Raw genomic sequence first — 15,909 nt, 5'->3', positions numbered from 1 at the left:
ATTAAATTATCAAGTTTATGAGAAAACTTTTCCTCTTACTTTCGGTGTTGCTGTGCTTAGGCAGCGCGCTAAAAGCCCAGGATCGTAACATAACGGGTACCGTTACGGACGAGAAAGGTGCTCCGCTGCCAGGGGTTGCCGTACAGGTAAAAGGCAGCAACACAGGTACATTAACCAATGCCGATGGTAAGTATTCACTTAAGGCTACCAACCTACAGGCCATTGTTGTTGGGGTTAAATTTCTGGGCTACAACTACCAGGAAAAAGCACTGAAGATTGGCGAAATGAATGCCGACTTTAAAATGTTGCCATCACAAAACGCCCTCGAAGAGGTGGTTGTAGTTGGTTACGGTACCCAGAAAAAGGTTCACTTAACAGGCGCGGTTGCCGCGGTTGATATGAAGACCATTCAGGATATCCCTACTACTAACCTTGCGGCAGCATTGCGCGGAACCAACGCGGCGGTTAGCGTTACCGGTGGTATAGCAAGGCCGGGCCAAAGCGGTACCATCACTATCCGTAACCCGGTTTTCCTGGCCAAGAATGGTGGTAGCACAACCCCGCTTTATATTATTGACGGAGTACAACGTACCGAAAGCGATTTTAACCTGCTTGATCAGAGTGAGGTTGAAAACATTTCGATATTGAAAGATGCAGCTGCAGCTATCTACGGTATTTTGGGCGCGAATGGTGTTATCGTGGTAACTACCAAACGCGGTCAGGCAGGTGCGCCTAAAGTGAGCTTCAGTTCATCAGTAGGTGTTGCTGATGCAATTCAGTTACCTAAAATGATGTCAGGCGTTCAGATGGCTACTTATCTGAATGATATTGAGCAAACACGATATAACCACACCATTACCCCCGAAGGTTACATCAACGGCGATTTAAGCAATAAAGACTTAAAATATTATACGCCTGACGAGCTCGAGTATTTTAAAAACAATAACCAAAATTTCCTTGAGCAGGCGTTTAAGCCGGCCGTAACCACCAGGAACGCGCTTAGTATAACCGGCGGTAATGATAAGGTTACTTATTTTGCGGGTGCCAATTACGTAAATCAAAACTCAAACTTTAAAGGTGTAAATACCAACCGTTTTGGCTTTAGGGCAAGTGTTGATGCTAAAGTGGCCAAAGGTTTAAAACTATCGTTATCATTGAGTGAGGATCTTGCCAAAAGCAAAATATACTGGTACAAACTGGCAAGCACCAGCGAAAGCCCTGATAACGACTTTCTGTCGCTTAACCAGGCACCACCATGGCAAAAATATTTTATCGACGGGCATCCTGTATACTTAGGAACCAGCAATAACGATAACCTTAACTTTTTTGCTGTTCAAAATTCAAACAACTACACAGGTAACAATAATACTGTATTTAATGGTTTAGCCAATTTGAGTTACGAAATTCCGGGCATTAACGGGTTAACCGCCAATGTAAGCTATAACCGTAACATCAATAACGCTTTTAACAAGCAATATGGCTCAACATTTTATTACAACCAGTACTCTGGCGAAGGCGATAACAACCATATTCCGGGAGGAACTGTGGTAGGTGTAAAAGCCATCAAAAATGGTGATAAGGTTCGTCTTACACCATCGTTGGCCGATAATTACCAGTTTAACGCTAACCTGACATACCACAAACGTTTTGGCGCGCATGAAATTACCGCCCTCGCGTTGTATGAGCAGTATGAATCATATAGCGAAGGTGTTGCAGCGGAGGCCGACGGTGTAATTGTAGGAGGAAAAGATAATCAGACCTTCACCATCGGCGATCAGTCGTCAAACCAGGCTACCTTAGTGAAAGAGTATGGCCGTAAAGCGGTTGCAGGCAGGATAAATTATGCTTATGCTGATAAATACCTGGTTGAACTGGCCATGAGGGCCGATGCTAACACCAACTTTGCACCGGGCCACCAGTGGGGTTATTTCCCTTCGGCTTCGGCGGGTTGGGTAATCTCGAAGGAGAACTTCTTTAAATCAGTAAGCTTTGTTGATCTGTTGAAATTCAGAGGTTCGGTAGGTTTGTTAGGTTCTGATAATACGCCTTCATTCCTGTATGCGGTTAACTACCAGTTTGGTACAGGTAACAAGGGCGGTGCTGTTTTCGGCGGTAATGGCGATAGGGGACTGGGCGCGTTGTTAAACATCGCTATCCCTAACGTTAACCTAACCTGGGACCACGACTTGAAAACCAACTACGGTTTAGACGCTGCCTTCCTGAATAACCGTTTATCAGTTTCGGCCGATTATTTCTGGGAGCACCGTTATGATATGTTAGCTTCATTGAATACTTCGGTTCCGGTAACTATTGGTGCTGCGCCATCTGCCGAAAACTATGGTATCATCAATACTTTTGGTTATGAGATCTCGGTAAGCTGGAAAGATAAAATAGGATCAAACTTTAGCTACAACTTCAGTCCGTTCTTTTCATGGAGCGATAATAAATACATCAAATATGATATCGCTGCCGCGCAAGTTGGAACCATCCAGGATCTGACGGGCAAATCTGGCGACCCAGGTACATTGGGTTACAAATCCTTAGGTATCATCCGTACACAGGCCGATGCCGACGCGATCATTGCTGAAAGGGCTGCCGCTGCCGGTGGCGCGCAAAACGTAAAGATCTTCGGTTTCACTCCGACCCCCGGTATGATCAACTATGTTGATAAAAACGGCGATGGTATCATCAAGCAGAATGATATTAACGATCAGTTTTATTTAGGTCATAAAGCCAACAACCACTATAATCTTGGTTTAAACTTAGGTGGTTCATATAAAACACTAAGCCTTAATGTGGTAATGGGAATGAGCTGGGGCGGTACGCAATCAATTGAGAGCGCGGCCATTAAACAGGGTACGGCCAACCAAAACAGGCCGGTATTCTGGGCCGATCACTGGACCCCGACTAACACAAACGCAAGATATCCGGATCCATACTATTCAGATGATGTGAGTGCTACAAGTGATTTCTGGTTTGTTAGTCCGTTCACCTGGAATATTTCCAGCGCTAACTTAAGCTATACCCTGCCTGCCGGTTTAACCAAAAGGCTTGGCATGTCAAGCATAAGGGCATACGTGGTAGCAACAAACCCTATCAACTTTGTAAACCCTTTCCCTGATCATTACCGTGATATTTCATCACCATTTGGGGCATATCCTAACTTACGTACAGTATCTTTTGGTTTAAACTTAGGCTTCTAAACTTTGAAAGACATGAAATTATTTAAAACCATATTTGCAGCTTTGATCGTATCAGCCCTGTTTACAAACTGTAAAAAGGTGCTTGATAAGGAGGATCTTACCCATAGTACTCCCGGTCAGGTGTTTAATGACTCAACAGTAGCCATACTAAACATAAATTACCTTTACACTGCTAATCAGCCCGGCTGGTTTGGCGATACCGGCGGCGCCCTTGGCGGTGGCGGCGATAAATGCGACGAATTTTACAGCGATAACGCATATGTAAAAGGTACCGTTACTACCGAAACCGTTGGTGATATCGGTACATCTGTAAACATCAGCAATAACTACGGCCGTATCCGTAACATCAACCAAACCCTTCAGGACCTTGATGCCAGTACTTTACCGGCATCAACCAAAAACAGGTATAAAGCGCAGGCTTATTTCTGGAGGGCTTTCAGGTATTTTGATTTGGTAAGGTTATACGGTGGTGTTCCGCTGGTATTAAAACCGTTAGATGCTATCGGTCAGGATGCTAAAAACGCGGCCTTATTGCCTCGTAACAAAACTTCGGAATGCTTTAAACAAATTGTAAGCGACTTAGACAGCTGTATCAAATACCTGCCCGCCAAATGGAGCGGAAGCGACTACGGCAGGATCTCATCGGCTGCAGCCGCGGCTTTCAAAGGCAGGGTATTGTTAACTTATGCAAGTCCTCAGTTTAATGCCAATAATGATGCAGCCCGCTGGCAAACAGCTGCTGACGCCAATGATAAGGCCATTCAGATACTTAATGCCAATAACTATGGCTTAAACCCATCATATGATAACATGTGGTTTACCGAAAGCAGCAGCAATCCGGAGGCGGTTTTGGTTACAGGCTATAACACATCAACAACCGATCAAAATCAAAATAACAATACGTACGACAATGCAACCCGTCCGGCTTATTTGGGTACCAAAGGTGGTTCAAACCAGCCAACCTGGGATATTGTAAAATCATACCCGATGCTTGATGGTAAAGCCCCTGGCGCGTCAACCAAATATGCTTATGATGATTCAAAGTTTTTTGATAACCGCGACCCAAGGTTTAACAAAACCATTGCTTACAACGGTTGTAACTGGCCTATAAACGGTAATACCTCATATCGCCTGTGGACTTACTTTTACTACAATAAGGCGGATGGCTCGGGTGTTAAAACTACCGAACCTACATCGGCAACCGGCTCAGGTTTTTACCTGCGTAAAGCTATCGATCCCAACATCAGCGTATCTAACGCGCAATATGTGGGTACCGATTGGATGGAGATCCGTTATGCCGAAGTGCTGCTAAACCAGGCCGAATGTGCTGCCGCGTTGGGTAACGTAACTACCGGTTATACCAATATTATAGCTATCAGGAAACGTGCGGGGATTGAAGCTGGCGCCGATAGTCAATATGGCTTAGACGCGGGCATGAGTCCTGACCAGATGATCACCGCTATCATGAACGAGCGCAAGATCGAGTTCGCTTTTGAAGGTAAACGTTACTGGGACCTTCGTCGCCGTAAATTGCTTGAAAGCACCTTGAACGGTACCAAAAGAACAGGTTTGACGGTTACGTTGAACAATAACGCGAGTGCTAAGGATTACATCACCGGTACACGTGATGCTTCGGCAGCTGCATCTTTAGATGCCCTGTACAGCACATCGTTCACGGTTAAAACCAAAGCTTTAGATTCATACAACATCGCGGTTCAGGCAGGTGATTACTTTTTCGGGATCCCTTCGGCAGCATTGTTAAACAATATCAATTTACAACAAAACAACACCTGGGGTGGGCCATTTGATCCGCTTCAATAATAAAATTAACAGAACGATGGGTGCCTGCTAATCACTCAGCAAAAAGAATATTATCGATATAAATATGAAAAAACACACAGCTTTATTTTTAGTAGCAGCGGCATTGGGTTTAGCTAAACCGGCTTTTGCCCAGTACCCTGAAGTGCCGGAGAAGGTTAAAGCAGAGAGTGAAGCTTTGATGAAAGAGGCTACCCGTCGTTCAGATTCAGCATGGGCGGTTGCACTGCCCATTATAAAAGCCGATCAAAGAAAAGGCAAGGTATATGTACCATGGGCGGCGCGTCCAACTGATTTACCTCAGGCTAAGATCCCGGCTTTCCCGGGTGCCGAAGGTGGAGGTAAATTCACTTTTGGTGGTCGCGGTGGTAAGGTATATGTAGTTACAAGCCTGGAAGATAATGGCCCTGGTACCCTGCGCGAAGCCTGCGAAAAAGGAGGTGCCCGCATCGTGGTATTTAACGTTGCCGGTATCATCCGCATCAAAACGCCAATTATTGTGAGGGCGCCATATATCACCATTGAAGGACAAACGGCCCCGGGCGACGGTGTTTGTATTGCAGGCGAATCATTCTGGGTAAATACACATGATGTGGTTATCCGCTATATGCGTTTCCGTCGCGGCGAAACTAATGTTGGCCGCAGGGATGATGCTTTGGGTGGCAACCCGGTTGGTAATATCATTGCCGATCACGTATCTGCAAGCTGGGGACTTGACGAAAACTTCTCGATGTATCGTCACATGTTTGACCCTGGTGACGGCTCAAAAGAAGAGAAATTGGGTACCGTGAATATCACCATCCAAAACTGTATCTATTCAGAATCACTGGATTACTGGAACCACGCTTTCGGCTCAACAACCGGTGGCGAAAACAGCTCATTGATGCGTAACCTTTGGGCCGATAATACTGGTCGTAACCCATCTGTGGGTTGGAATGGTGTTTACAACTTTGTAAACAACGTGGTATTTAACTGGCACCACCGTTCAATGGATGGCGGCGATTATACTACCAACTACAACGTTATCAATAACTATTTTAAACCGGGTCCGGTTACACCAAAAGATGAGCCGGTAGGTCACCGCATCCTGAAACCAGAATCAGGCAGGAGCAAGTTGAAAGAAAAAGTATTCGGCAGGGTTTACGCTTCGGGCAATATCATGGAAGGCTATCCAGAAGTAACCAAGGATGCCTGGAATGGCGGTATCCAGGTTGAAGGTGCCGGTGGTAAAGAATTACCTGATGCAGGAGAGTATAAAGATTACATGAAATCGGATATTCCGTTCCCGATGCCTTCAATGACTATTTTATCGGCACAGGATGCATTCAAATTTGTTGTGGCAAATGCCGGCGCAACCCTACCAAAACGCGACCCCGTTGATGTGCGCATCACCGAGCAGGTACGTACCGGCAAGATAACTTACAAGGAAATGGAAACCGATACTGCTTACCAGTTTAAAGTGCGTAAATTACCTAAAGACTCGTACAAGCTGGGTATCATCACTGCGCCATGGCAGGTTGGCGGTTATCCAGAATATAAAGGCACGCCTTACAAAGATTCGGATCATGATGGTTTGCCAGATGATTGGGAAACCGCTCATGGCCTGAACCCTAAAGATGGTAAAGACTCGGCCCTGCCTGCAAAAAATGGCGGTGGTTATACCAATATCGAAGTATATTTAAATACAGTAGCTGCTAAAGGCGAAAAGAAATTGGCTTCGTTAAAGTAAAGAGATTAGAAAGCCTTGAAGTCATTTGCGCCGTTTATAAAAATCATTGCCGTTGGTTTTAACCAACGGAATAATAAATGGAAACAAAGGGCTTTAGCCCAAATGCCAATGCATAATTGGGCTGAAGCCTGGATTTTTTAGCTTCTATAACCGTTGGTTAAAACCAACGGCAATGAAAAAAAATACATTTTAAACAACTGCTATAATGCGGGGATTGAGGTTTACAAGGATTTATATTTGGGTTGGTTTAATGACTGGGGGGATGCTTATGCATTCCCCCTTATTTGCACAGGATAAGAAAAAAGCCCCTAAACCACAGCCGCCCGTTGCTGCCGATAAAAACGGTAAGCTAACTTACGCGGTTGCACCAAACGGCGACCGTATTCCTGATTACTCATATTGCGGGTACATGGCTTCTGAAAAGCCCATCCCTTTGGTGCCTGTAAAAGTTGTAGTACCTGTAAAAGCAGGTGACGCTTCACTGAGGATCCAGGCTGCGTTAGATTATGTTGCAGGTTTACCTGCCGATAAAGACGGATTTCGTGGGGCGGTTCTGCTCAACAAAGGCACTTACCAGGTTAATGGTAGCCTTAAAATAAATGCATCAGGCGTTGTTTTGCGTGGAAGTGGGATGGGAGCTAACGGTACCGTACTATTCGCTGCCGGAACGGATAGGGAAACTTTTATCCACGTCAGCGGTAAAAATGACCGGAAAACATCCAAAGAAATTAAAATTACTGATGCTTACGTACCGGTAAACGCCAATACGGTGCATATTGCGGATGGCGCGGATCTTAAAACCGGCGATCCGGTTTTAATTCACCGCCCAAGTACACAGGTCTGGATCAGTACCATCAAAACCGATCATTTTGGCGGCGACTTAACCGCCTTAGCCTGGAAACCCGGCGAACGTGATATTTACTGGGACCGTAAAGTAACATCAATAGATGGTAATAAAATAACCCTTGATGCGCCATTAACAACAGCTTTAGATACCAGTTACGGAGGGGGCTTAATATCAGCCTACCAATGGCCCGGCAGAATAGTGCAGGTAGGTATCGAAAACTTAAAACTACAGTCTGCATACAACACCGCTAATACTAAAGACGAAGCTCACCGCTGGATGGCTATCACTATGGAAAACGTAAGTGATGCCTGGGTGCGGCAGGTAACCTTTGAACATTTTGCAGGTTCGGCGGTATTTGTTGGTACTACCGGAAACCGCGTTACAGTTGAGGATTGTAAATCGCTCGCGCCAGTTTCAGAAATAGGCGGACAGCGACGAAACACCTTTCTGACTATGGGCGGGCAAAACCTGTTTCAGCGTTTATATTCTGAGCAGGGATTTCATGATTTTGCTACCGGGTATTGCGCGCCGGGGCCAAACGCTTTTGTGCAATGTATGTCGGTAGGTTCGTTTGGTTTCAGCGGAGGTATTGATAGCTGGGCTTCGGGCGTATTGTTTGATATAGCCAATATTGATGGGCAGCCGCTAAGCTATATGAACCGCGGACAGGACGGACAAGGTGCCGGATGGAGCGCTGCCAACAGCCTGTTCTGGAATTGTACCGCAGCCCGTGTTGATTGCTATCAGCCGCCAACTGCTCAAAACTGGGCTTTTGGTACATGGGCGCAATTTGCAGGCGATGGCTATTGGAGCACACCAAACAGCACTATAAATCCACGCAGCTTTTACTACACCCAATTGGCTAACAGGCTTAACAAAGATGTAAGCAAACAAGCCGATATCCTTTACCCGGCCACCGAGCCATCAAGCAGCCCAACCGTTGAGCAGGCGGCAGAGTTAATGGCCGCTGCACGTAAACCCGCAGTAACTATCAGCACCTGGATAGATCAATCGCCAAAAAGAAATTTGATCAGCGTATCATCTGCAAATGCTAAAACTATTGATGAAATAGGATATAAAAATGCTGCAACTGCGGCATTAGCGCCTAAAATCGCTGTTACCAATGGTTGGCTAACCCGTGGTAATGTTGTGTTAACAGGCAGGCATTTTGAAACCCCATGGTGGAGCGGCACGGTTCATCCTGACTATACCGAAAAGGAAGCCAAACCAGCTATTACCCGTTGGGTACCTGGCCAAACCGGAACCGGTTTAACGGACGATTTGAACTCAGTTACCGATTGGATGAAGAAAGATAATATCGTGGTTTTTGAGCATAATTACGGTTTATGGTATGATCGCCGTCGTGATGATCACGAGCGCATCCGCCGGATGGATGGCGATGTTTGGGCACCATTTTATGAGTTGCCTTTTGCCCGCAGCGGTAAAGAACTGGCCTACGATGGCTTAAGCAAATACGACCTTACTAAATACAATACCTGGTACTGGAACCGCCTTAAACAATTTGCCGATTTGGCCGATCAGAAAGGTTTGGTACTGGTTCATCAAAACTACTTTCAGCATAATATCATTGAGGCAGGGGCGCACTATACTGATTTTCCTTGGCGTACGGCCAATAACATCAATGGCAGTGGTTTTCCCGAACCCGTACCTTATGCAGGTGACAAGCGCCAGTTTATGGCCGAGCAGTTTTATGATGAAAACGATCCTTCGCGGCGTAAGCTTCATATCGCTTACATCAACAAATGCATGGATAACTTCGCCGGAAATACCGGTGTAATCCAACAAATAGGGGCAGAGTTTACCGGTCCGCTGCATTTTATGAAGTTTTGGGTAGAGACCATTAAACAATGGGAAATCACGCATAAAAAGAAACAGATCATCGGTCTGAGCGCTACCAAAGATGTTCAGGATGCCATTCTTGCCAACCCGGTGACGGCTTCGGTTATCAACGTGATCGATATCCGTTACTGGTATTACCAGGCCAATGGAACGGCTTACCAACCTGAAGGTGGTCAAAGCCTTGCGCCACGCCAGCAGGCCCGCATTTTGAAACCAAAGGCAACATCATTTGAGCAGGTTTACCGCGCAGTTCATGAGTATCGCACCAAATACCCTGATAAAGCGGTATTGTTTTCTGCCGATGATTATGACCGTTTCGGTTGGGCAGTATTCATAGCCGGTGGCTCATTGCCTGTGCTGCCTGCCAATACCAATAAAACTTTCCTGGCCGATGCAAGCAGTATGAAACCTGCAGAATTGCCGGGTTCGCCTAAAGATCAATGGGGATTGGCCTCATTAAAAGGGTATATCGTTTACAGTAATGGTGGTAATGCTATCCACCTTGATTTATCGGCTGGTACCACTTATAAAGCACAATGGATTGACCCAGGAACCGGTGAACTTTTACCCGGTAATGAAACTATAAAAGGTGCCGGGAATACAGAAATTAAAGCGCAGGGTAATGAGGCAGCTATTTTGTGGCTAAGCAAGAATTGAATGATTAAAAAATATAAATAAAAAACGGAGGGCTCGCGCGATTCCCCTCTCGAGAGGGGCGAAGGGGTGTGTTTAACAAAGCGATAATAAATGCGTGCGAAACACACCCCTGCCAATGCTCAACCCAACGCGCCCCCTCTCAAGAGGGGAACTTATAAATGTTACTATACTATGCTTAAAAAATCTACCATACTAATTGCCATCGCCTGTTTGCTTTTTGCTTTCAAAAGCAATGAGGAAATGCCGCGTTTAAGCATATCCACCAATCACCGCTATTTCATGGCCGGGGATAAGCCGTTTTTTTGGCTGGGTGATACAGGCTGGTTGTTATTCTCCAAACTGAAAAGAGAAGAAGCAGAACAGTATCTTGATACTCGCTCAAAACAGGGCTTTAACGTGATACAGGTGATGGTATTGCACAGCATTAAAGAAACCAATGCCTACGGGGATTCTGCGCTAAGTAATAAAAACATTGCTCAACCAAAAACAACTCCCGGCAATAACTTTGGTAAAGGAAACGAGTATGATTACTGGGATCATATCGACTGGATCATCACCAAAGCTGCAGAAAAAGGATTATACGTTGCCTTGGTTCCTGTTTGGGGATCGGTTGTGAAGGAAGGCCATATTGGTGCTGATAAAGCAAAGATCTATGCCGAATTTTTGGCCAAAAGATATCGTGACCGGCCGAATGTGATCTGGATGAATGGTGGCGATATTGCCGGTTCCGATTCATTAAAAACCTGGAATGCGATAGGTAATACGCTGCATGATCTGGATAGAACGCACCTGGTAACCTATCACCCGCGAGGCCGCACGCAATCATCAAAATGGTTTCATAACGAGAATTGGTTAGATTTCAATTGCTTCCAATCCGGCCATCGCACCTATGCGCAGGACACCTCCAAAAAAGATTTAAAATATGGCGAAGACAATTGGCGCTATGTGCAAACGGATTACAATCTATCGCCTGCAAAACCAACGCTTGATGCCGAACCATCCTACGAAAAAATTCCTTACGGATTACATGATATTAAGCTACCCCGATGGATTGCTGCCGATGTAAGGCGTTATGGCTACTGGTCGGTTTTTGCAGGAGCTTGCGGATATACTTATGGCGATAATGATGTGATGCAAATGCACAAGCCAACCGATAAAGGCACTGCGTATGGTTCAAAAGGCTACTGGTATAATTCGGTTAATGATCCGGGAGCTAAGCAGATGGTTTACCTGAAAAAACTGATGCTGTCGCACCCGTATTTTGATCGTGTGCCCGATCAATCAATAATAGCGGGTAACAATGGCGAAAAATATAACAGGCTGATCGCCACCCGTGGTAAAAATTATGCTTTTGTGTATACCTACACCGGTCGTGAGATCAATATCAATACCGATAAACTGGAGGGGGCAAAATTAAAAGCATCATGGTTTAACCCGCGCAACGGGCAAACTACGGCTATTGGCACTTTCGCGAAAGCTAAAACAATCAAATTTAAGCCGCCCGGTAAAGTATCAAACGGAAACGACTGGGTGCTTATCATAGACGCGATATAAAGTGAAAAGGATTATTAAACATATCACCTTATTGTTGGCCATTGCGTTGATGTTTTCATGCAAGGCCAGTAAAAGCGTGTACCTGTTTACGTCGTTTCATGAGCCTGCTAATGAAGGTTTACGTTTTTTATACAGTAATGATGCTTACCACTGGAACGCCATCGATCATATTTTCATTAAACCGGAAGTTGGCGATGCCAAAATCATGCGCGACCCATCCATAGCTCAGGGCCCCGATGGGGTTTATCACCTGGTATGGACAACCGGTTGGAAAAACGACAAAGGTATTGGTTATGCCAGTTCAAAAGACCTGATCCATTGGTCGGCAGAAGAGCATATTGAGGTAATGGCCAACGAGCCTACCGCAGTGAATGCCTGGGCTCCGGAGTTGTTTTATGATGAGGAGAATAAGTATTTTATTATCGTATGGGCTTCAACTGTACCGTTCCGTTTTCCGAAAGGGCAGGAGGATGAAAATAACAATCACCGACTTTACTATACCACAACCAAAGATTTTAAAACCTTCAGTCCCTCAAAGCTTTTCCTTGATCCGGGTTTTAGTGTGATTGATGCCGAGATTGTAAAGCGGGCAAAAAACGATTACGCGCTGGTGATGAAGGATAATACAAGGCCTAATCGCAATATCCTGGTGGCATTCGGCAATAATCCCCTGGGGCCATATAGCAATTACACGCCAAGGTTTACCGAGCCCTACAGCGAAGGCCCGAGCATGACCAAAGCAGGCGATAACTGGCTGATCTATTACGATTCGTACCGGTTAAAAAGATATGGCGCTATGCGCACAACCGACTTTAAAACTTTTACCGACCTGGCCGACAGCGTAAGCGTACCGGCAGGACACAAGCACGGTACCATTTTTAAAGTTACCAAAAAACAGCTTGCGCAGCTTTTACAAGCCGCCGGGCAAACCAAAGCAGCTAAACATGAATAAGTTCATCAGCATATTGTTTTTTATATCGATGGCCCGGATAGCCCATGCACAGGATACCGTGCATTATAGTGGCAATACGGTTGCCAATGTTGATTATCATCACGGGCAGTTAACCCCGGTGATAGGTGTGCACAGTAAGCAGATCTTCAGGGCCAACCGCGAACACCCGGAGCTGGCCGATGGTTTTGGTTTTACCTATAACCATGCGCCCATGCTGGCCTACTGGAACAGTACTTTTTATGTAGAGTACCTGAGCGACAAGGTAGGCGAAAGCGTGCCTCCGGGCCAAACCCTGCTCATGACCTCAAAAGATGGCGAAACCTGGTCGAAACCTACGGTGGTTTTTCCTCAATATAAAATACCTGATGGTACCACCAAAGAAGGGCATCCCGGCGTGGCTAAAGACCTGTATTCGGTAATGCACCAGCGTATGGGCTTTTACACTTCTAAGTCAAAACGCTTGCTGGTACTGGGTTTTTATGGCATTTGTTTAGATGGTCATGATGACCCTAACGATGGTTTAGGTATTGGCCGTGTGGTGCGTGAGGTTTTACCTAACGGCAAATTTGGGCCGATATATTTTATTCACTACAACCCTAAATGGAACGAAAAGAATACCTCATATCCTTTTTACAAAACCAGTAAGGACAAAGGTTTTGTACAGGCCTGTGACGAGTTGATGGCCAACCCGTTAATGATGATGCAATGGGTTGAGGAAACCGACAGGAAAGACCCCTTGATTCCGCTGCATAAGGATTATAAGGCATTTAACTTCTACCACCTGCCCGATGGCCGCGTTGTCGGTCTATGGAAATACGCGCTTACCGCCATCAGCACAGATAACGGCAAAACATGGCCTGCTAATGCTGCCCGTGCGCCACGTTTTGTAACTGCCAATGCCAAAATCTGGGGACAACGCACATCCGACGGCAAATACGCTACGGTTTACAATCCCTCGGAGTTCCGCTGGCCGCTGGCTTTGTCCGTTAGTAAGGATGGATTAGATTATACTAATCTACTACTGGTTAACGGCGAGATAACTACCATGCGTTATGGCGGTGCTTATAAATCATACGGGCCACAATATACACGTGGCATTGAAGAAGGAAACGGAACGCCGCCGGATGGTAAGCTTTGGGTGACCTACAGCATGAACAAGGAGGATATTTGGGTATCATCCATCCCGGTGCCGGTCACCGAAAAAGCGGATACGCACGCCAACGAGGTTTTTAACGAATTGCCTGCCGGTAAGGAGTTGGAGAAATGGAACACATACAGCCCACAGTGGGCGCCAGCAAGTATCGACAAGTCGCCTGATGGTAAACGCGCGTTAACCCTAAAAGACAGCGACCCATTTGATTTTGCCAAAGCAGAACGTGTTGTGCCTGTTTCTAAAAAATTAATGACCGATTTCACCATCACTGCAGGGCAAAACAATATAGGTATGCTGGATATAGAATTTCAGGATGAAAAAGGTACAGCGGCTATCAGGCTTACGCTTGATTCGGCGGGACAGTTCAGGACCAAGGCCGGGTACCGCAACAAAAACTTCATGAAATATGAAGCCGGTACGCAATATCACGTAGTCATCAGGCTCAATACGGATACCCGCTTTTACACGGTGAATGTAAACGGCAAGGATGTGCTTACCGGCCTGTTTTTCGCGCCGGTGCTAAGTGTAAACCGGGTAGTTTTCCGTACCGGGGATATCCGTAGGTTTCCGGATGCCGATACACCTACCGATCAGGATTTCGACCGGCCAAACGCCGGTGAAGCAGCGAAGCAAGCTGTTTTCTACATCAAATCATTTAAAACAAGTAATTACTAATGATGCCGCGCCTGATAAAATATTGTTGGTTAACGGTCTGCCTGCTAAGTTCCGGGGTTGCCGGGGCGGAGGTAGTTTTGCCCAAAGTATTGGGCAACAATATGGTATTGCAGCGCAATGCACCTGTACCTGTTTGGGGCACCGCGTCGCCCGGCGAAAAGGTAACGGTAAAGTTCAATAAGCAAACCAAAACAACTCCAGCTGATGCAGCGGGCAAATGGATGGTAAAGCTTGACGCGATGCCGGCATCTGCTAAACCCGCAACACTGACCATATCTGGTACAAATATCATTCAACTGCAAAATATACTGGTGGGTGAGGTGTGGCTTTGCTCCGGCCAATCAAACATGCAGTACGAAATGCGCAAGAACAGCAAGGTGAAAAAGCCGGATACCAGCACCGCAAACTCACCGGTTGACGAACTGGACCACGCGCATAACCCGCAGATCAGGATTTTCCTGGTTACCCAGAAAAATTTGTTAAAGCCCGATTCAACCCATTCTGGATGGAGCGTAGCCGAAGATTCGGCTTTGCGGGCATTTTCGGCGGCGGGGTATTTCTTCGCCAAAAACTTACAGCATGATCTGAATGTACCGGTAGGTATTATTTCATCGGCGGTAAGCGGTAGTAGGATCGAGCCCTGGGTATCGCAGGAAGGTTTTGATGCTATTCCTTATTTCAAGGCCAACAATATTAAAATTGATGGCGATCCGGGTAAGTTTTATGCCAAAATGATTGAACCTGTCGCGCCCTTTGCGCTTAAAGGTTTTTTATGGTACCAGGGCGAAAGCGCCTGCTTTTTAGGTGAAACCATCAGCTACACCTACAAGATGGAGGCGCTGATCAATAACTGGCGCAAGCTCTGGGGCGATAAAACATTGCCGTTTTACTATGTACAGATAGCACCGTATTACTATACCCAGGGAAAAGGCCCCGTAACCTATACGCCATTTACCGAGCCCGAATTTCGTGAGGCACAAACCGCTGCGCTGCAGGTTCCGCATACAGGCATGATCATCACTACCGATTTAAACGATGATCTTAAAAATATTCACCCGCCATTTAAATGGGAAATAGGCAGGAGGCTTGAACTGCAGGCCCTGGCCAATACCTACAAGCAACGGGTGATTTTTTCGGGCCCGGTATATAAAAGCATGAAGATAAGCGGCGATAAGATCATCCTTGAGTTTGATCATGTGGGCGCTGGCTTGGTAAGCCACGATGGTAAACCTCTTACTGATTTCACCATTGCCGGTGCTGACGGGAATTTTGTCGCGGCCACAGCCACTATAAAAGGAAATACGGTTGAAGTATCGGCCGCATCGGTTGCCAAACCTGTAGTCGTGCGCTTTGCCTGGTCAGAAACCGCACAGCCCAATTTTTATAACAAAGATGGTTTGCCTGCTGCGCCATTCCGCACAGATAACCCGCTGAAATTTACTTTAACTGCTAACTGAATAT

The 15,909-nt window shown here is 46.0% G+C and carries 8 protein-coding genes; all 8 read left to right on the top strand.

All coding sequences use genetic code 11. The features are described 5' to 3' along the window. Positions 1 to 17 precede the first annotated feature (17 nt). The 8 genes from DUL71_RS14820 (at position 18) to DUL71_RS14785 (ending at position 15,905) form a co-directional block, all read left to right on the top strand. Entirely contained in the window at positions 18 to 3,203 is a 3,186-nt protein-coding gene (locus DUL71_RS14820) for a SusC/RagA family TonB-linked outer membrane protein (protein WP_114938844.1), read from the top strand. A gap of 12 nt (positions 3,204 to 3,215) precedes the next feature. Continuing rightward, a complete protein-coding gene (locus DUL71_RS14815) occupies positions 3,216 to 5,024 on the top strand; it encodes a RagB/SusD family nutrient uptake outer membrane protein (RefSeq protein ID WP_114938843.1) in 1,809 nt (602 codons plus the stop codon). Between the two features lie 64 nt (positions 5,025 to 5,088). Then, on the top strand, positions 5,089 to 6,750 hold the full coding sequence (locus DUL71_RS14810; RefSeq protein ID WP_114938842.1) for a pectate lyase family protein: 1,662 nt from the start codon (positions 5,089 to 5,091) through the stop codon (positions 6,748 to 6,750). Between the two features lie 262 nt (positions 6,751 to 7,012). Continuing rightward, entirely contained in the window at positions 7,013 to 10,114 is a 3,102-nt protein-coding gene (locus tag DUL71_RS14805) for a DUF6298 domain-containing protein (RefSeq protein WP_114938841.1), read from the top strand. 171 nt (positions 10,115 to 10,285) lie between these two features. Beyond that, entirely contained in the window at positions 10,286 to 11,668 is a 1,383-nt protein-coding gene (locus DUL71_RS14800; RefSeq protein ID WP_114938840.1) for a glycoside hydrolase family 140 protein, read from the top strand. A gap of 1 nt (position 11,669) precedes the next feature. Then, the gene (locus DUL71_RS14795) at positions 11,670 to 12,620 is read left to right on the top strand and encodes a glycoside hydrolase family 43 protein (protein ID WP_244228763.1); all 951 of its coding nucleotides are present in this window, start codon (positions 11,670 to 11,672) and stop codon (positions 12,618 to 12,620) included. Next, on the top strand, positions 12,613 to 14,448 hold the full coding sequence (locus tag DUL71_RS14790) for a sialidase/neuraminidase family protein (protein ID WP_114938839.1): 1,836 nt from the start codon (positions 12,613 to 12,615) through the stop codon (positions 14,446 to 14,448). Before DUL71_RS14795 ends, DUL71_RS14790 begins: the two co-directional genes overlap by 8 nt. Beyond that, positions 14,448 to 15,905, top strand: coding sequence for a sialate O-acetylesterase (locus DUL71_RS14785; protein ID WP_244228762.1), 1,458 nt, complete (start codon positions 14,448 to 14,450; stop codon positions 15,903 to 15,905). Before DUL71_RS14790 ends, DUL71_RS14785 begins: the two co-directional genes overlap by 1 nt. Positions 15,906 to 15,909: the final 4 nt, after the last annotated feature.

Source organism: Mucilaginibacter endophyticus (assembly GCF_003351025.1).
Classification (GTDB): domain Bacteria; phylum Bacteroidota; class Bacteroidia; order Sphingobacteriales; family Sphingobacteriaceae; genus Mucilaginibacter; species Mucilaginibacter endophyticus.
This window is presented reverse-complemented; position numbering and strand designations above follow the sequence as displayed.

What these genes read in the sequence shown, in the direction of transcription:
- DUL71_RS14820 (WP_114938844.1), top strand. Translation starts at nt 18, where the DNA reads ATGAGAAAACTTTTCCTCTTACTTTCGGTGTTGCTGTGCTTAGGCAGC.
- DUL71_RS14815 (WP_114938843.1), top strand. Translation starts at nt 3,216, where the DNA reads ATGAAATTATTTAAAACCATATTTGCAGCTTTGATCGTATCAGCCCTG.
- DUL71_RS14810 (WP_114938842.1), top strand. Translation starts at nt 5,089, where the DNA reads ATGAAAAAACACACAGCTTTATTTTTAGTAGCAGCGGCATTGGGTTTA.
- DUL71_RS14805 (WP_114938841.1), top strand. Translation starts at nt 7,013, where the DNA reads ATGCTTATGCATTCCCCCTTATTTGCACAGGATAAGAAAAAAGCCCCT.
- DUL71_RS14800 (WP_114938840.1), top strand. Translation starts at nt 10,286, where the DNA reads ATGCTTAAAAAATCTACCATACTAATTGCCATCGCCTGTTTGCTTTTT.
- DUL71_RS14790 (WP_114938839.1), top strand. Translation starts at nt 12,613, where the DNA reads ATGAATAAGTTCATCAGCATATTGTTTTTTATATCGATGGCCCGGATA.
- DUL71_RS14785 (WP_244228762.1), top strand. Translation starts at nt 14,448, where the DNA reads ATGATGCCGCGCCTGATAAAATATTGTTGGTTAACGGTCTGCCTGCTA.